The 17,986-nt window shown below is 57.5% G+C and carries 16 protein-coding genes; 9 read left to right on the forward strand and 7 right to left on the reverse strand.

Annotation, left to right across the window (positions count from 1 at the left end; all coding sequences use genetic code 11):
• Positions 1-23: 23 nt before the first annotated feature.
• From mnmC to QLG07_RS08575, 6 genes are all read left to right on the forward strand, one after another.
• Positions 24-2,024 carry a bifunctional tRNA (5-methylaminomethyl-2-thiouridine)(34)-methyltransferase MnmD/FAD-dependent 5-carboxymethylaminomethyl-2-thiouridine(34) oxidoreductase MnmC gene (mnmC, locus tag QLG07_RS08550; protein WP_282469001.1) on the forward strand — a complete coding sequence of 667 codons (2,001 nt, stop codon included), beginning with the start codon at positions 24-26 and terminating at the stop codon, positions 2,022-2,024.
• A gap of 147 nt (positions 2,025-2,171) precedes the next feature.
• Positions 2,172-2,645: a (2Fe-2S)-binding protein gene (locus QLG07_RS08555; RefSeq protein ID WP_282469002.1), complete on the forward strand. Its 474-nt coding sequence runs from the start codon at positions 2,172-2,174 to the stop codon at positions 2,643-2,645.
• Positions 2,642-4,888 (forward strand): molybdopterin cofactor-binding domain-containing protein, encoded by a 2,247-nt coding sequence (locus tag QLG07_RS08560; protein ID WP_282469003.1) that lies wholly within the window; start codon positions 2,642-2,644, stop codon positions 4,886-4,888. The genes QLG07_RS08555 and QLG07_RS08560 overlap by 4 nt, the downstream gene beginning before the upstream one ends.
• Positions 4,885-6,183, forward strand: coding sequence for a cytochrome c (locus tag QLG07_RS08565; protein ID WP_282469004.1), 1,299 nt, complete (start codon positions 4,885-4,887; stop codon positions 6,181-6,183). Before QLG07_RS08560 ends, QLG07_RS08565 begins: the two co-directional genes overlap by 4 nt.
• The gene (locus tag QLG07_RS08570) at positions 6,180-6,758 is read left to right on the forward strand and encodes a nucleotidyltransferase family protein (protein WP_282469005.1); all 579 of its coding nucleotides are present in this window, start codon (positions 6,180-6,182) and stop codon (positions 6,756-6,758) included. The genes QLG07_RS08565 and QLG07_RS08570 overlap by 4 nt, the downstream gene beginning before the upstream one ends.
• 2 nt (positions 6,759-6,760) lie before the next feature.
• Positions 6,761-7,732 carry an XdhC family protein gene (locus QLG07_RS08575; protein ID WP_282469006.1) on the forward strand — a complete coding sequence of 324 codons (972 nt, stop codon included), beginning with the start codon at positions 6,761-6,763 and terminating at the stop codon, positions 7,730-7,732.
• A gap of 35 nt (positions 7,733-7,767) precedes the next feature.
• Here the strand turns inward: QLG07_RS08575 and QLG07_RS08580 are convergent, their stop codons facing one another.
• The 3 genes from QLG07_RS08580 to QLG07_RS08590 all read right to left on the reverse strand — a co-directional run bounded on the left by QLG07_RS08580 (position 7,768) and on the right by QLG07_RS08590 (position 10,417).
• Positions 7,768-8,049, reverse strand: a complete 282-nt coding sequence (locus QLG07_RS08580; RefSeq protein ID WP_048915392.1) for a YfcL family protein — start codon at positions 8,047-8,049, stop codon at positions 7,768-7,770.
• A gap of 31 nt (positions 8,050-8,080) precedes the next feature.
• A complete protein-coding gene (locus tag QLG07_RS08585) occupies positions 8,081-8,629 on the reverse strand; it encodes an elongation factor P hydroxylase (RefSeq protein WP_282469007.1) in 549 nt (182 codons plus the stop codon).
• A gap of 159 nt (positions 8,630-8,788) precedes the next feature.
• Positions 8,789-10,417, reverse strand: coding sequence for a methyl-accepting chemotaxis protein (locus QLG07_RS08590; protein ID WP_282469008.1), 1,629 nt, complete (start codon positions 10,415-10,417; stop codon positions 8,789-8,791).
• A gap of 461 nt (positions 10,418-10,878) precedes the next feature.
• On the opposite strand from QLG07_RS08590, the gene QLG07_RS08595 reads away from it, so the two are divergent.
• Positions 10,879-12,999: a diguanylate cyclase gene (locus tag QLG07_RS08595; RefSeq protein WP_282469009.1), complete on the forward strand. Its 2,121-nt coding sequence runs from the start codon at positions 10,879-10,881 to the stop codon at positions 12,997-12,999.
• On the forward strand, positions 12,947-13,447 hold the full coding sequence (locus tag QLG07_RS08600) for an EAL domain-containing protein (protein WP_282469010.1): 501 nt from the start codon (positions 12,947-12,949) through the stop codon (positions 13,445-13,447). The genes QLG07_RS08595 and QLG07_RS08600 overlap by 53 nt, the downstream gene beginning before the upstream one ends.
• Before the next feature lie 19 nt (positions 13,448-13,466).
• Here QLG07_RS08600 and QLG07_RS08605 read toward each other — a convergent pair whose 3' ends face one another.
• From QLG07_RS08605 to prmB, 4 genes are read right to left on the reverse strand one after another with little or no spacing between them, the layout of a single operon-like run.
• Entirely contained in the window at positions 13,467-14,267 is an 801-nt protein-coding gene (locus QLG07_RS08605; protein WP_282469011.1) for a sulfite exporter TauE/SafE family protein, read from the reverse strand.
• A 9-nt stretch (positions 14,268-14,276) separates the two neighbouring features.
• Positions 14,277-15,104 carry a penicillin-insensitive murein endopeptidase gene (gene mepA, locus QLG07_RS08610; protein WP_282469012.1) on the reverse strand — a complete coding sequence of 276 codons (828 nt, stop codon included), beginning with the start codon at positions 15,102-15,104 and terminating at the stop codon, positions 14,277-14,279.
• 4 nt (positions 15,105-15,108) lie between these two features.
• The gene (gene aroC, locus QLG07_RS08615) at positions 15,109-16,194 is read right to left on the reverse strand and encodes a chorismate synthase (protein WP_062818151.1); all 1,086 of its coding nucleotides are present in this window, start codon (positions 16,192-16,194) and stop codon (positions 15,109-15,111) included.
• 26 nt (positions 16,195-16,220) lie between these two features.
• Positions 16,221-17,153, reverse strand: a complete 933-nt coding sequence (prmB, locus tag QLG07_RS08620) for a 50S ribosomal protein L3 N(5)-glutamine methyltransferase (protein ID WP_048915386.1) — start codon at positions 17,151-17,153, stop codon at positions 16,221-16,223.
• A 200-nt stretch (positions 17,154-17,353) separates the two neighbouring features.
• Here prmB and smrB point away from each other — a divergent pair, with 200 nt between their 5' ends.
• Positions 17,354-17,902, forward strand: coding sequence for an endonuclease SmrB (gene smrB / locus QLG07_RS08625; protein WP_282469013.1), 549 nt, complete (start codon positions 17,354-17,356; stop codon positions 17,900-17,902).
• Positions 17,903-17,986: the final 84 nt, after the last annotated feature.

Below are 17,986 nucleotides of genomic sequence, written 5' to 3' on the forward strand. Positions count from 1 at the left end.
TGCCTGAGCAATGAGCCTTTGCCGTGAAAACCGCACCAATAGAGTACGCTGAGCTAAGCTGGAACGATCAGGGTACACCTGTATCCCGAGTATTTGATGATGTTTACTTCTCTAACCAGAATGGTCTTAAAGAGACGCGTTATGTATTTCTCGGCAACAATGGTCTGCCTGAGCGTTTTGCTCATCATTCGCGTGATTTATTCATCACCGCGGAAACCGGCTTTGGCACCGGTCTGAATTTTCTCACCCTATGGCAGGCTTTTGACGCCTTTCGGCAAGCGCAGCCAGACGCTACGCTACAGCGTTTGCACTTTATAAGCTGTGAGAAGTTTCCGTTAAGCGCCAGCGACCTGGCGGCAGCCCATGCCAGCTGGCCGGAGCTGGAAAATTATGCACGCCAGCTGCAGGCACAGTGGCCCGAAGCGCTGCCGGGCTGTCAGCGCCTGCTGCTGGACGGCGGCCGTATCACGCTTGACCTGTGGTTTGGCGATATTAACCAGCTTATTCACACTTTTGATGACACCCTGAATCAGCAAGTTGATGCCTGGTTCCTCGACGGCTTCGCCCCGGCGAAAAACCCCGATATGTGGACTCAGGAGCTGTTCGACTGCATGGCAAGGCTGGCGCGCCCTGGCTGCACGCTGGCGACCTTTACCGCCGCCGGATTTGTGCGCCGTGGGCTGAATCAGGCCGGGTTCGCGGTGCGCAAATGCAAAGGCTTTGGTGAAAAACGCGACATGCTGGCAGGCTATCTGCCCGCTGCGGTAGTCACCACCGCGCAGGCTCCGTGGTATGCCCGCCCTGCCGCCGATGGCGATGATATTGCGATCGCCGGAGGCGGTATTGCCAGTGCGCTGCTGGCGCTGGCGCTGCTGCGGCGCGGCAAACGGGTGACGCTCTACTGCGCCGATGCCCTGCCGGCACAGGGTGCTTCAGGCAATCGTCAGGGCGCACTCTACCCGCTGCTCAACGACCACGACCCGGCGCTGGCGCAGCTGTTCCCTGCCGCCTTTACCTTTGCACGGCGCCTGTATGACCAGCTGGACCTCGCTTTCGAACACGACTGGTGCGGCGTGACGCAGCTGGCGTGGGATGAGAAAAGCGCGCAGAAAATTGAAAAAATGCTGCAGATGGGCCTGCCGCACAGCATCGCGCACGCGGTGGATCGGGCGGAAGCGGAAGCGCTCTGCGGTGTGCCGACCGGCTGTGGTGGCATCACCTATCCCCTCGGCGGCTGGCTCTCCCCCGCTGAACTGACCGCCGCGCTGTGGCAGCTGGCGCAGCAGCAGGGGGCGCAGCTCAACTGGCAGCACGAAATCACACAGCTGAATGAAGCTGAACAGGGCTGGCAGCTGCACTTTGCCACCCAGCCTGCACGCCATCACCGTAACCTGGTGCTCGCGACCGGTCACCGGCTGGCGCAGTTCACGCAGAGCGAAAAACTGCCGGTGAATGCCGTCGGTGGCCAGGTCAGCCACGTGCCGACCACGCCTGCCCTGACCTCTTTGCAGCAGGTGCTGTGCTACGACGGTTATCTCACCCCCGTCAGCCCGCACTACCAACAGCACTGTATTGGCGCCAGCTATCATCGTGGCGCCACTGACGCCGAATACCGCGCAGAGGACCAGCAGGAAAACCGCGAGCGCCTGCTGCGCTGCCTGCCCGGGGAACAATGGCCTGAAGAGATTGATATCAGTGGCGCAGAGGCCCGCTGCGGGGTGCGTGCCGCCACGCGCGATCATCTGCCGATGATCGGCGCACTGCCGGACTACAGCGCCACCCTGGCGCAGTATGTCACGCTTGCTCAGCAGCCGCAGCAGGCAGGCACTGCACCGGCCCATCAGGGGCTGTTTATTCTGGGAGGGCTGGGCTCTCGCGGGTTATGCAGCGGACCGCTGGCGGCCGAAGTGCTGGCGGCTCAGCTGTGTGATGAACCTATCCCGCTCGACAATGCCACGCTGGCGGCCACCAGCCCCAATCGTTTCTGGGTACGGCGACTTCTCAAAGGGCGCCCCGTGGAATAGGGTAAGAATTATCTTTGCGCTAAGGTGCTATCGCCAGCAAACCAGCTTAACTAAAGCACAAAAAATAGCATAAAATCCGTAATTACCCTTGAGTTCTTCAGGGGCAATTCGCTCCCCCGCCGGGGTAATCAACGGATGATTCAAGCTATGTATTTCACACTTAACGGCCAGCACGTCACTCTTGATGACGCGCACTCAGACACCCCGCTTCTCTATCTTCTGCGCAACGACTTCCAGCTTAACGGCCCGAAATACGGCTGCGGCATCGGTGAATGCGGCGCATGTACTATCACTATCGATGGCGTCGCTGCGCGCTCCTGCAGCGTACCTGCCCACACCGTGGCCGGAAAACAGGTCACCACTCTGGAAGGGCTGGCCGATGGCGACAAGCTGCACCCGGTGCAGCAGAGCTTTATCGATGAACAGGCTGCGCAGTGCGGCTACTGCACCAATGGCATGATCATGACGCTGGTCGCGCTGTTCAGGCGCGAACCCCAGGCCTGTGAACAACAAATAAAAAATGAGCTGGCGTTTAACCTCTGCCGCTGCGGTACGCATCTGGAAATTTTGCGCGCCGCGCAGAAAGCCCGTGACATTATCAGCGGGGAGCAAAAGCCTTGAACCTGTTTAATCTCACCCGCCGCCGCCTGTTAAAGGCCGGGGGCGTCATCAGCGTCAGCACGCTATTACCCCAGACAACATTCGCGCAGGCACAATCGTTAACGCTCCCTGAGCGCCCGCTTAATCGCATGGACAGCTTTATCGCGCTGGCTGCCGATGGCAAAGTCACCGCCTTTAACGGCCACGTCGATCTCGGCACCGGCGTGCGCACTGCCTTAGCCCAATACGTTGCCGATGCGCTCGACGTGCCCTTCCACTCTGTCACCATGATCCTTGGCGATACCGCACTGACGCCGGATCAGGGGCCCACCATCGCCAGCGCCACGCTACAGGTTACGGCCGTGCCGCTGCGCCAGGCCGCCAGCCAGCTGCGTCAACAGCTGATGCAGCTGGCAGCCAAAGTGTTAAACGTTGCGCCCGGCCAGCTGCGCAGCGAAGCCGGCTGGGTTTTCGACAGCAGCCATCCGCAACGCCGCCTGAGCTATGGCCAGCTTGCCAGCCGCGAAGACACTCATCTGCCGCTGGATACCTCCATTGCGCTACATACTGCCAAGCCTCGCTACGTGGGCAAATCGGTGCCGCGCGTGGATATCCCGGCCAAAGTGAGCGGCCAGCTCACCTGGATTCACGATTTGCGCGTACCGGGCATGCTGCACGGCCGCGTTATCCGCCCGCCTTACGGCGGCGCCGACAGCAGCGCCCCACTGGGAAATAGCCTGCTGGCGGTGGATCAACATTCGATTGCTCATCTGCCGGGCATCGTCAAAGTGGTGGTTAACGGAGATTTTGTCGGCGTGGTGGCCCAGCGAGAGGAGCAGGCTATCGCTGCGATGTACGCGCTGAAAGTACGCTGGCAACCCTGGGCCGGGCTGCCGGAGCTCGGGCTGGACCAGCTGCATCAGACGCTGAGCAACTGTGCCAAAACAGCGCGCGTGCTGCGCGACGATCCAGGAACCGATCTTGCCCTGAAACAGCGCCATATTAGCGTGGATGCCGATTACGTCTGGCCCTATCAGCTGCACGCCTCCATTGGTCCCTCCTGCGCGGTAGCCGACATCACTGACGACCGCGCACGGGTGTGGTCCGGCACGCAGAACCCGCACGACCTGCGCAAAGATATTGCCCTGCTGCTGGGGCGCGATGCCGCGGCAGTTGAAATTAAGCGTATGGAAGCCTCTGGCTGTTATGGCCGCAACTGTGCCGATGACGTCGCCGCCGATGCTGCGCTGCTGTCGCAGGCAACGGGCGTGCCGGTGCGGGTGCAGCTGATGCGCGAGCAGGAAGCAGCATGGGAGCCGAAAGGCACCGGTCAGCTGATCCGCGTGCGCGGCGGGCTGGATCGCATGATGAATATCTCCAGCTACGAGCTGCGCACCTGCTATCCATCCAACAACGCGACCTCGCTGCCGCTGCTGCTGACCGGTAAAGTCCCTAACCTGCCCGTGGTGCAGTCGATGGGGGACCGCACGGCCGTTCCGGCCTATCATTTCCCACACATGCGTATGATCTGTGAGGATGCCGCCCCGCTGGTGCGCGCCTCCTGGATGCGCGGCGTTTCGGCCCTGCCGAACGTTTTCGCGCATGAGAGCTGGATGGATGAAATCGCGTGGCACACCGGGCGCGATCCGATCGATCTGCGGCTGGGCTATCTCACTGATTCTCGTGCCGTGGCCCTGATTGATGCGGTCAAAAAAATGGCGCGCTGGCAGCCTGGCCCGCCGCATCGCCAGCAGCAGCAGCAGGGTGACTGGCTGCACGGGCGTGGATTTGCCTGGGCACGATACATCCACAGTCAGTTTCCCGGCTTCGGTGCCGCCTGGGCTGCCTGGGTGTGTGACCTGCGGGTGAACCGCCTGAGCGGTGAGATCAAACTTGAGAAGATTTTTGTCAGCCACGACTGTGGGCAGATGGTCAATCCGGCCGGGGTACGCCACCAGGTCCACGGCAATATTGTGCAGTGCGCCAGCAGAGTGCTGAAAGAGTTCGCCACTTTTGATGGCAGCGGCACCACCTCCCTCGAATGGGGCAGCTACCCACTGCTGCGCTTCGATGAACTGCCGCAGGTGGAGATCAATCTGCTGGATTATCCCGACGAACCGGCAATGGGGGCCGGTGAGTCTGCCTCGGTACCGGGCGCGGCTGCGATTGCCAATGCGCTGTTTGACGCAACCGGCGTGCGCTTCCGTGCGCCACCGTTTACTCCGGATCGGGTATTACGTGAACTACAGGGAAGTGAAGCATGAAAAATGGCAAAAAAAAGCCGATCGCACTGGGCGTGCTCCTGCTGCTGGCGGGCAGCGCTGCGGCACTGCTCAGCATGCAGCCCGAGATAGCGCCGATTTCACCACTGCAAACCCCTTCGTTCTCCGCGCAGAGCATCGCACGCGGCAAAACGCTGGCCGCGCTTGGCGACTGTGCTGTCTGTCATACCCGCAAAGGCGGTGCAACGAACAGTGGTGGACTGGCAATAGAAAGTCCGTTTGGCACTATCTATACCAGCAATATCACCCCGGACATGGACAGCGGAATAGGCGCCTGGTCCTATGCGGCGTTTGAACGCGCCATGCGTCATGGCATTGACCGCCAGGGGAATCATCTCTATCCGGCGTTTCCTTACACCGCCTTCACCCACACCAACGACCAGGATTTGCAGGATTTATATGCTTATCTGATGAGCCAGCCCCGCGTCAGCTATCAGCCGCCGCAGACCAGCCTCAGGTTCCCGTTTAATATTCGCCAGGGCATGGCGGCTTGGAACTGGCTCTATCTGCAGCCGGGGGCGCTGCCGCCCAATCCTCAACGGGATGCGCAGTGGAATCGCGGCGCTTACCTTGCCGAAAGCCTCGGACACTGCAGCGCCTGCCACTCGCCGCGCAACTTCGCGGCGGCCGAAAAAACCGGGCGCGATCGTCTGGCAGGCGGCGTTGCCGAGGGCTGGACCGCGCCGGCACTCAACGGTAGCTCTCCGGCGCCGGTTGCATGGGATAAACCGCAGCTGATGCGCTATCTGCGCCACGGTTTTTCCGCCGAACACGGGGTGGCAACCGGTCCGATGGGGCCTGTAATAGCCGGGGGGTTATCCCAGCTGCCAGACGAGGATCTGCAAGCGCTTGCCAGCTGGTTAAGCAGCTTTCAGCCGCCGAAAACGCAGCAGGCGGCAGCGCTGACGGCAGCGGCCGACCAGCGCAGTGAACGACTCGACTCACCTGGAGCCAGACAATATTCCGGCTCCTGTATGGCCTGCCATTCTCAACAAAAAGGCCCGCAGCTCGCGGGAGTTCGCCCGTCGCTGGCGCTCAACAGCAATCTCTATCTTGACGAGCCGGACAATCTTATCCGCATCGTACTCGATGGCATCGACCATCCAGCCAGTGACAATCTCGGCACCATGCCCGGTTTTCGTCACCAGCTTAATGACAGCCAGATTGCCATGCTGCTCAACTGGCTACGCACGGAGTTTGCCGGGCAGACCCCGTGGCAGGGGCTGCAGGATAAAGTGGCAGAAATTCGTAAGCAAAGCGCCAGGGAGTCGCAATGAAAGCTGGAATTCTGGTGATGGCTGCCGGTCGCAGCTCGCGCTATATCGAGCAAAGCGGTCAGCATAAGCTGCTGATCCGTCACCCCGCCTGTCACAATCTGCTGCTGCTGGCCTATACCCTTCAGCTGGCTATCGCCGCCTGTGGAAAACGCGTAAACGTTGTGGCACGCCCCGAAGACCGTCAAATTATTGAGCTGGCACAGCGTTATCGCTGCGTCACCACCCTGATTGAAAGTGATGGGTTAGGGTCGTCAATTGCCGCCGGTGTAGCAGCACAGCCCCAGTGGTCGGGCTGGCTGGTGATGCTGGCTGATTTACCCTGGCTCCAGCTCAGCACCGTTAAGCAGGTTTATGCCGGGCTGCAGTTAGCTGATGTCGTACGCCCGCTATGGCAGGGGCGCAGAGGACATCCGGTAGGTTTTAACGCCAGTCTGCGCGAGCAGCTGCTGGCGTTGAAGGGGGAAGACGGCGGGCGCCACGTCATCTCTCCTGCACCGCCGCTGCTGCTGGATGTCGATGACCCCGGCTGCGTGCGTGATATTGACAGGCCCGCCGACTGGCACAGCGGGAGTTAAGCATGCGCTCACTGGATATTACGGTGCTGGAAAGTGCGCTGGGGTGGCTGCAAAAGCAGCGCAGCATCTGGCTGTGTACCGTTCTGCACACCTGGGGGTCGGCCCCGCGCGCGCCCGGCGCGCTGCTGGCGGCCTCTGATGCTGGTGCGGTAAGCGGCTCACTCTCTGGCGGCTGTATTGAAGAGAGTTTCCTGCGCCGCCTGGCGGCAGGAGAATTTCGCCAGCCCAGCCAGCGCGTGCGCTATGGTGCAGGTGGACTGCAACCCGATATCAGCCTGCCCTGTGGCGGCAGCCTTGAGGTGCTCATCGAGTACCTGCCCCCTTCGGCCGCAGCGGAGCGTTATCTCGCCCAGCTGCTGAGCGCGCAGCGCGGGGAGTGCTCATTACAGAAACGCGTCGTGACAGGCCAGTTTGCCCGGCTGACTCCTTGTGAAAAGGCCACGCCGCAGTCTGAAATTCGCTTTGATGACCAGCAGGTCAGCCTGAAACTTAATGGCTCGACCACGCTATTGATAGCCGGACTGTCGCCGGTCGCTGACTACTGCATTCATCTGGCGCAGATGCTGGGCTACGCTGTTGTGCTCTGTGAGCATCGTGAGCAGCCACTGGCAGCGTTCCTCGCCAACAGCGCGCTGAGCGATGGCGTCACCGTGATAAAGCAGTTCCCGGCGCGTTATCTTGAACAGCATCAGTGCGCAGCACACACGGCAATCCTCTGCCTGACGCACGATGCGCGCATCGACGATCTCACCCTGATGGAAGCCTGTCGCGGTGCGGCGTTTTATATTGGCGCACTGGGTTCATCGCGCAACAGCATGCACAGGCTGGCACGGCTGGCGGCGTGCGGGGATTTAACAAAGGAGCAGCTGGCGCGTATCGCAGCCCCGGTTGGCCTGCCAATTGGCAGTAAAACGCCACCGGAGATTGCGCTGGCGATTATGGCGGATATTGTGCGGGTAAAAAACGGGCGCTGAGGGCAGCAAGATTGCTGCCCCATGTAAGCGGGAGGTTACGACGGCTGGCGCGCCTGCAGGAACAGGTTGTCCCACATGCCAATCACCAGCGCCTGGTCACGCGGCGACAGTTCACCCGCCTGGATGGCATTTTGCAGGCTATTCTGTACCTGAATCTGCAATGCCTCCGGCGTGTGTTCGCCGCTCAGCTCCAGCTCGGCCACGGCCAGCGTCAGGTGACCACGCAGATAGCCGCCGGCAAACAGCTCGTCGTCGCTGGCGTGATCCACCATGTCATCAATCAGGCCAAGAATACGCGCCTCAAATTCATCGATCATATCTTTCCTCTGTAAGCAATTCGCGCGGCCGTTAGCACAAGTCTTCCGGCCAGGGAAACTGCGCCGCCGTTAGCGGGGGAGTTGAGTAAAACGAGCGAAGTTCGGCAATCAGTCGTGCCGGGCGCGCGGGAATACCTTTTTCCAGATATTCCATCACCTGAGCATGGACCTTGCGCTGAAACGCAATGCGATCCGGCTCACAATCACCTTCAAGATTGTCACAACTTACATTGAACGGAAAGCCCGCTGCAACACTAAACATCCACTCCAGCGCCTGCGGTTTGACCTCCACTGATTCAAACTGGCTCTGCGTGGCTTCATCACGACCGTCCGGGCAGTACCAGTAGCCAAAATCCACCCGCTTGCGGCGCTCGGGACCGGCAATACACCAGTGGGAAATTTCATGCATGCCGCTGGCGTAGAAACCGTGGGCAAAAACCACCCGGTTCCACGGCGAGCTGTCGTCAGCAGGAAGATAGATCGGTTCGTCGTCGCCTTTAATCAGGCGGGTCTGAAAATCATCCATAAAGCAGCGATCGAAGATGTCGATCAGGTCCTGATAGTGGTGTTGCGCGCTCATAGCTGTTTGTCGTCAAAGTAAAAAAACAGGCAATTTTTACATTTTGCCCGTCAGGTTTCGAGAACTATCGTGGATTTTTCACTGCAGGCTAAGAGGATCGCCTGCAGAGAGGATGAGCCGTCATCCCTCATGCCAGAAGAAGAATGACGAACCTGAAGATTAGAAAGATTCCCACCCCGCGGCCGGAGCAGCAGGCCGGGACGCTCTGAGCGGTGATTTTAATTGACCAATAGCTGAACTTTGCGCGGCCGGCAGGCGGAACACATCCACCATCTGCTGCAGCTTGCCTGACAGCTGTTCCAGGCTTCCCGCCGAGGCAGACGACGCCTGTACCAGCGTAGCGTTGTGCTGCGTTGTGGTATCCATTTCCGTCATCGCCATAGCAATCTGCGAGATGCCACGATTTTGCTCATCTGATGCAGAAGCTATCTCTTGCATCAGAACTTTTACCTGAGTCACCGAATTAACTATGCCGCTCATGCTCTCTCCCGCAAGATCTACCTGATGAACCCCTTCGTCCACATGCCTTACCGAATCGGCAATTAGCAGCTCAATTTCTTTAGCAGCCTGCGCACTGCGCTGGGCCAGTGACCTGACTTCTCCCGCAACGACGGCAAAGCCCCGCCCCTGATCGCCAGCCCGCGCCGCCTCAACGGCGGCGTTTAGCGCCAGGATATTGGTCTGAAAAGCAATCCCGTTGATCACAGAGGTGATATCCGCAATACGTCGTGAACTTTCGCTGATATCTTTCATGCGCACGATAGCGGCGCTGACGACCGTGCCGCCTTTTACCGCCGTATCCGAGGCTGTCTCAGCAAGTTCGCTGGCAAGCTTAGCGTTGTGAGCGTTCTGTTTCACGGTGGAACTTAACTGTTCCATACTGGCTGCCGTTTCAACGACGGCTGCGGACTGCTGTTCAGTGCGGGCAGAAAGCTCATCATTACCCCTGCCAATCTCCTCCGCCGACTGACTAACCGATCGCGAAGCGCCACTTACCATCTGCAACGCATCGGCAACGCGTGTGACCAACTGGTTAAAGGCGCTCACGGTCAGCCCAATCTCATCCTGACGCCCGGCTTCAAGACTCCTGCTGAGATCCATCGATTCGCTGATAGTGGTAATCCCCTCTTTCATCGCGTTAAGGCGACGACGGATAGTCACAATAGTGATAACAGCGAATGTCCCCAGCACCAGGGTTGCTGCCAGGGTTGCCACGACAGACAGCGTAATGGCATTGCTGACCAGTTTACTGCTGACCTTGTTGGCTTGATGAACCAGCGAATTGTTATAGTCAATCTGAGCCCGTAAATCACTCACTAACCTGTCTATAGACACAGCAACAAAACCGCCTGTGCGCATAGCATTAGCAATAGCATCATGGTTATTGGTTTCTGACAGGGTGTAATATTGCGCCATAACGCTTTTAAGTCCACGAAGGTCGGCCAAAGTCTTTTGAGAGAGCGCCCGATCCTGCTCGTCAGAGATAAGCTCATTGATATAGCGTTGATGCTGTTGTAGCAGTTCATTATAAAACCCAGCCGTTTTATCTTTGATCGCGTTCATCTGTTGAATATCTGTGGCCAGGCCATGTTGGAACAACTGACCTCGTACCGAGTACAGTTTAAGGATCTCATCATTAATGGACGTCAGACTTGGCAAAGTATTCTGTTGAAACTCTTGCGTATCTTTGGCAATCGTTCGCAGTGAATAAACGGATATGAGATTGGTCGCTATCAGACTAACGATAAGCAGGAAGAAAGTCAGCAGCAGGCGCTTAGTGATATTCATAATTACCTCTGATACAGCTGTGAAAGTTACTTCAAAATGAGTTGGATGACATAGATAACCATTAGGTTGGTATTTATTATTCAGATAATCTATCGGCCATTTCGCGCATTTACATTACCCAGCGCTAATTAACCCTACTTTATATTAAGGAAGCCTTAAGATGACAGGGCACATGAAAATTTACTAGCAAAAAAAATAATAACGCTAATCGGTAAAGTTTCACACCTCCCTGCCGATAAAGCATTCTTAACAGGGTAAAAACCATTGGAAAACCTGCTGAAATAAAATAATGACGTCAGCACGATCTCGATCACACCAAATTATGAATACTGATGATTAAATACTTTCAGCAGTAGATAAAGCACGTATACATCCATCACCAGGGCATTATCAAAATATAATATGCGACAGGGATGTCGATTTACCGATTCAATTTTCAGTAGCCCAGGTAAACGAGCAATATGAAACTTAATGCAAATCATAGCACCCTCCTCCCCGCCGGTCAGGCCAGCGGGCTGATTAAACAGCCGATGCTGGTTATGCTGTTATTAATTGCCGTTCCTTTTATAGCGGCGGTCGCAGCGCTGTTTTTTATTGCCAATCAACAAAATATTCATGAAGACGATCACAGCCGTCTGCTGTTAATCAAAACGATGGAAAACCGACAGGGGATTATGCGATCCAGGATGGCTGATTACGCCGACTGGGGTGAGGCCTACAAAAATCTCCATCTTACGATGAATACCCAATGGGCTTGGGACAGTCAGAATCTGGGTAGCTCGCTCTATCATTCATTCAGCTACGAGGGCGTTTTTGTGGTCTCTGCCAGTGGCGAGACGCGCTACAGTGTATTGAATGGCGAAAACAAGCTACAGCCCCTTGAGACGTGGTTGGGGGAAAATCCTCTGCCCCTCATCAAACGCCAGCTGGAAAACACCGGGCAAAAAACAGCTTCACTCACGCTGTTTATTGACGGTCAGCTCACGCTGCTCAGCGCGGCCTGGATAACCCCCGGCAGTGACCAGAGCGTAGCGAACGACAATACCCCCCCTACCCTGCTGGTTTTTGCCGAGCGCCTGACGCCGGAAAAAATTAGCCATATGGCACTAGAATATGGTGTCAAGTCCGCGAGGCTGGTCACCACCTCAAACCCGCTACCCGGTAATGCCAGCAATTTTCTCATCTTTCCCATCACCGCAGGGAACGTCGTATTAACCTGGCAGGGGGACAACCCGGGCAATACACTGCTCACCGCGCTGCTGCCGGTACTGATCCTGCTGATGGTTATCAGCCTGATGGTCGCCTTCACACTCATGCACAATGCGCTCGGTAAAGCGCGTCTAAACGACGAAAGTACCTTTATGCTTGAGCAGAGTAAGCAGGCGCTTTACAACAGTGAATGTCGTTTCCGCGACGTGGCTGAAACCACCACCGACTGGATATGGGAAGCGGATGCGCAACTGCGGTTTACCTGGATTTCAGAACGCTTTCCGATCATTACCGGCTATAGCATTGAAGAGTGGATCGGCAGGCCAGTCTCTGAGTTTCTGCTAAACGACAGTCAAGTGGCTTATCAACTGAATAGCCTGTGCCATTCCGGCGGGCGTATCAGCCTGACCGGCTGTCGCTATGCTTCCGCCCAACAGCATCAGCGTTACTGCAATATGATTGTTAAGTGGGCCTTTTTCTCAGTGGATAAAACCGGTTTTCGCGGCACAGCCACCGATGTGACTCAAGAGACAGAGGCGCAGGAGCGCGTAAGATATCTCTCCCATTTCGATGAACTGACCGGGCTGCCAAATCGCGTACAGATGAAAGAGTTCCTGGAAGGTAAGCTCACTGACACCAGCACTGTGCGGCATAAGCTGGCGATCGTCATGATTGACCTGGATAAGTTTAAGCCGGTAAACGACGTTTATGGCCACGCGTTTGGCGATCGGGTGCTCCACGAAGCCTCTATGCGTATGCGCGCCTGCCTGAGAGAATCAGGCATGGTCACACGTCACGGCGGTGATGAATTTATTATCATCCTGCCTGATTTTGGCTCACCGGCACAGATCGAAGAACTGTGTGCGCAGATCATTGTTGAGATCAACCGCCCATTCCTGATCAACGGTTGCGAAATCTTTATTGGGGCCAGTCTGGGTATTGCCCTGTCACCGCAGGATGCGTGCGTTGCCAGCGATCTGCTGCGCTTTGCCGATATCGCCCTATATAAAGCTAAAAACGAAGGGCGCAATCAGTGGGTATTTTTTAACAGGGATATGAACGAAAAGATTGTCCAGCGGCGCGAGTTGGAGCAGGAGCTGCGTGAAGGGATCCGCGCGGGGCAACTACGCATAGTCTATCAGCCTCGTTTAGACATGCGCACTTCAAAAATCACCGCCGTGGAAGCGTTGGTGCGGTGGCAGCATCCAAGCCTTGGCCTGCTGATGCCCGACCAGTTTATCCCGCTGGCGGAAGAGACCGGGCTTATTAATGCACTCAGCGACTGGGTTTTGCATGCTGTGCCGGGATACGCTGCTCTCCATGCCCGGGCTTTCCGTCTCCGTCAACATTTCTGCCAGCGAACTCCAGGATAACAGGCTCTATCAGCGTATTAAAGATGTGCTAACGCTAACCGGCCTGGAGAGCACCCGACTCGAGATTGAAGTCACTGAGAACGTCACCTTAAAGGACCCTCTCAAGACGCAGACTGCCATGCAGCAAATCAAAACGCTGGGCGTGAAATTCCTGATTGATGATTTCGGCACTGGCTTTGCCTCACTGAATTATCTGCGCGCATTTCCGTTTGATGGCATCAAGCTGGACAAATCCTTTATCTTCCCAATGAATGATTCGCCGCGCGCCCGGCAGATTGTGGAAAATATGATTGGCCTCGGTAAAGCTTACTCTCTGGGGGTCACTGCAGAGGGGGTTGAGACGCAGCGCCAGGTTGAGCAGCTGCGTATGCTGCAGTGCGACAGTCTGCAGGGTTACTTTATTAGCAAACCCATGGATATCGAGCGGCTAAAAAAACTGATCTCCTGACAGGGTGCAGGAGATTTTATCACCAGTAAGCGTGCAGCCAGGCGGCAATTTCAGCGCCGTGGCTGTCATACAGCAGTTTGGCGCTCATCACCGCGGAGACAATCACAATCATCGGGCGGATAAGCGTTTGCCCTTTGCTCAGCACCATCCTGGCCCCGAGACGCGCGCCGCACACCTGGCCGACCAGCATCACCAAACCCACCAGCCATACCACTTTGCCGCCAATCATAAACAGCATCAGGCCGCCGAGGTTAGAGGTAAAGTTCAGCACTTTGGCATGCGCGGTGGACTTCGCAAGGTTGTAGCCGCACAGCGTGACAAACGCCAGCGCGTAGAATGACCCGGCACCAGGGCCAAAGAAGCCATCGTAAAAGCCCACGCAGCCCCCGGTCACCAGGGCAAACGGCAAGCCGTGCAGACGACGCTGGCGATCTTCCTCGCCAATCTTCGGCATCAGCAGGAAATAGAGACCAATGGCAATCACCAGCAGCGGCAGCAGCTGGCGCAAAATATCACCCTTGACGTGCTGCACCAGCAGTGCACCGCTGATTGAACCGAGAAAAGTCAGCGCAATATTCAGCTTCTGCTGGCTGAGATCGACCGCTTTACGGCGGATGAAATAGAGGCTGGCAGAAAAAGATCCCCCCACCGACTGCAGCTTATTGGTCGCCAGCGCCTGGGCCGGTGACAGCCCCGCCGCCAGCAGCGCCGGAACGGTTAACAGCCCGCCACCGCCCGCAATAGAATCGATAAAACCCGCCAGTAACGCCACCAGAAACAGCACGCCGAGCAACCACGGCGCCACGCTAACCCATTCCATTTTAACGCCTTACAGTAAGTGTTTATCCAGCAGAGCCTGACACGACGGCGGCAACGGCGGCGGCTCGCGCTTCACCGGTGGCGTACTGCCCGGTTTTGGCGGAGCAAACCAGCTCTGCAGCTCGGCTCCGCAGCCGTCACCCGGCGGCGGCGGCGGCTGGTCCTGACACTCCAGGCTACCCGCCGGGCAGCGCAGGCGCACGTGCATATGCGCACGATGCTGGAACCACGGTCGCACCTTGCGCAGCCAGTCGCGATCGCTACCGGCATCGGCACACAGCTGCTTTTTAATCGCCGGATTGACAAAAATGCGCGTAACCTCGTTATCTTTCGCCGCCAGTTTAATCAGGCTGTCGATCTCAGGCTGCCAGTGACGCGCCACGACATTTTTGCCATCGGCAGCCACCAGATCGAGCGGCTGAGGCTTGAGCAGCATCTGCTGCGTCCAGCGCTGTTTCGGCAGCTGCAGCCAGATGTCCACGTCCAGACCGGACTGGTGGCTGGCATGACCGCTGCTGAAACGCCCACCGGCCGCCATGCCCATATCGCCGACCAGCACTTCGCCGAGGCCCAGCTGACGGGTCTGGGTGCTCAGCCGTTGGATAAAGGCGATCAGATCCGGGTGGCCATAATAGCGCCGCTGATCGGTCCGCATTACCTGATAGCCCGCTGCCTCCAGCGGTAGCGCCTGAGCGCCGATAATACAGCCGTTGGCGAAGCCGCCAATCGACTGCGGCGCACCGCTGACCGGCTGGCGAATAGTCTGCCACGGGGTGGCGGCCTGGACTGTGGCGCCGATCATCAGCAGCGCGCCCAGGGCGATTAGCGTCTTTTTCATTGCATTACCAGCGTGGGTAAGTGGTTTCAACATCGGCGTTCTGCGCGCGGTGGCGCAGCAGGTGGTCCATCAGCACAATCGCCATCATCGCTTCGGCAATGGGCACGGCGCGGATCCCCACGCAAGGATCGTGACGGCCCTTGGTGATCATCTCCACTTCTTCCCCGCTACGCGTCAGCGTCTTGCCCGGCACGGTAATACTGGAGGTCGGTTTCATCGCCAGGTTGGCAACAATGGTCTGACCGCTGCTGATCCCGCCTAAGATGCCGCCCGCGTGGTTGCTCTGGAAACCGCTGCTGCGGATTTCGTCGCGGTGCTCGCTGCCGCGCTGGCCGACGACCGCAAAGCCATCACCGATTTCAATGCCTTTCACCGCATTGATGCTCATCAGCGCGTGCGCCAGGTCAGCGTCCAGGCGGTCAAACACCGGCTCGCCGAGACCCGCCGGAACATTCTCTGCCATCACCGTGACTTTCGCCCCGATGGAGTCGCCCTCTTTTTTCAGGGCGCGCATCAGTTCGTCCAGCGCTTCCAGCTTTGACGGATCCGGGCAGAAGAACGGATTCTGTTCAACCTGGTCCCACGCTTTCAGCTCGCAGGCGACGTCACCAATCTGCGCCAGATAGCCGCGCACTTTGATGCCGTGCTTCATTTCGAGGTATTTTTTAGCAATCGCACCGGCCGCCACGCGCATCGCGGTTTCACGCGCTGAAGAGCGCCCGCCGCCGCGGTAGTCGCGGAAGCCGTACTTCTGGTCGTAGGTGTAATCCGCATGACCCGGGCGATAGAGATCTTTGATCGCGCCGTAGTCCTGCGAGCGCTGGTCGGTATTTTCGATCAGCAGTCCGATGCTGGTGCCGGTGGTGCGCCCTTCGAACACGCCCGACAGAATTTTCACCTGGTCCGGCTCGCGGCGCTGGGTAGTGTAGCGTGAAGTGCCCGGGCGGCGACGATCGAGATCGTGCTGAAGGTCAGCTTCGGTCAGCGGGATCCCCGGCGGTACGCCATCCACGATACAACCGAGGGCGATGCCGTGCGATTCGCCGAACGTTGTGACCCGAAATACTTGTCCAATGGTATTACCCGCCATACGGCTTCCTCGCTAAAATTTAAAAATCAGTCTTTATAGATTTTGAAATGATGTTGTGCGTCGATAATCTGCTGTTTGGTCAGCATAAACACGCCGTCACCGCCGTTATCAAACTCCAGCCAGGTAAACGGTACATCCGGATACTGCTCGATCATGTGCACCATGCTGTTGCCCACTTCGCAAATCAGCACGCCCTGCTCGCTGAGATAATCCGGTGCGCAGGCCAAAATACGGCGCGCCAGCTTCAGCCCATCGCGACCCGCAGCCAGGCCGAGTTCCGGCTCGTGACGGTACTCGTTCGGCAGGTCGTCCATATCGTCGGCGTCAACGTAGGGCGGGTTAGTGACGATCAAATCGTACTGCGTTTTAGGCAGTTCGCGGAACAGGTCAGCGCGGATCGGCGTGACGTGGTGGTCAAGGCCGTGCGCGCTGATATTTTGTTCAGTCACCGCCAGCGCATCCGTAGAGATATCCACCGCATCGACTTCCGCATCCGGGAAGGCGTAAGCACAGGCAATCGCGATACAGCCGCTGCCGGTACACATATCAAGAATGTGCTGCGGCTCGTCAGCGATCAGACCGGCAAAGCGATTATTGATCAACTCGCCAATCGGTGAACGCGGCACCAGCACGCGCTCATCGACGTAGAATTCATGGCCGCAGAACCAGGCTTTGTTGGTCAGGTAGGAGACCGGAATGCGCTCGTTGATACGGCGGATCACGCGCTCAACGATGCGGTGACGCTCGCTGGAAGTGAGGCGCGCCGTGCGCATATCTTCAGGAATATCCAGCGGCAGATAGAGCGTTGGCAGCACCAGCTGAACGGCTTCGTCCCAGGGATTGTCGGTGCCGTGGCCATACCAGATGTCAGCGGCAGAAAAACGGCTGACCGACCAGCGCAACATATCCTGAATAGTGTGCAGTTCATTGACTGCTTCTTCGACGAAAATTTTGTCCAAAGTGCCCTCCGCAGGCCGTTCTGTTAAACCCGGGCGTTAGTTTGCCATGAAGCTGGTGATAATTCAGCGCGCAGGGGTGAAAAAGCTGAGATTTGTTTCAGCCGCGGGCGCGGAAAAGGTAGACTGGCGACAGAAAATGACTGAAACGCCCCTTTAAAGCGGTTGCGAAACAGCAGCCAGGAAAATAGTGACCTACAGAGATGAGCAAAAAAGAGAAGCTGAGCGCGGAAGATGAGGCGCTGTTTCGCGGGTTGATGAGCGGCACGCGCAAGCTGGCGCAGGACACCATTGTTCATAAACCGCTGCGTAGAAAGATAAGTGAAGTCCCGCAGAAACGCCTGTTGTCGGAACAGATGGATAACAGCCACTATTTTTCCGACGAGTTTCAGCCACTGCTGGCCAGCGAAGGCGCGGTGCGCTATGTGCGTGCGGATGTTGACCACTACAAGCTGAAGCAGCTGCGCCGCGGTGATTTCAGCCCGGAGATTTTCCTCGATCTGCACGGTTTAACGCAGAATCAGGCTAAGCAGGAGTTGGGCGCGCTGATTGCCGCCTGTCGCCGTGAGCATATTTTTTGTGCCAGCGTGATGCACGGGCACGGTAAACACGTTCTAAAGCAGCAGACACCGCTGTGGCTGGCACAGCATCCGCACGTAATGGCATTTCATCAGGCACCCAAGCTATTTGGCGGCGATGCCGCGCTGCTGGTGCTGATTGAAGTGGAAGAGTGGTTACCACAGGATATTTGAGGAAAGTTTTGAATATTTAGTCGGGGCGGACCCTTTGTTTCGGTCCGCCCGTGGCGGGTGACGCATCGTCGAAGCGGGCCGCCC

The sequence above is a fragment of the Erwinia sp. V90_4 genome, from assembly GCF_029967685.1.
Taxonomy (GTDB): domain Bacteria; phylum Pseudomonadota; class Gammaproteobacteria; order Enterobacterales; family Enterobacteriaceae; genus Erwinia; species Erwinia aphidicola.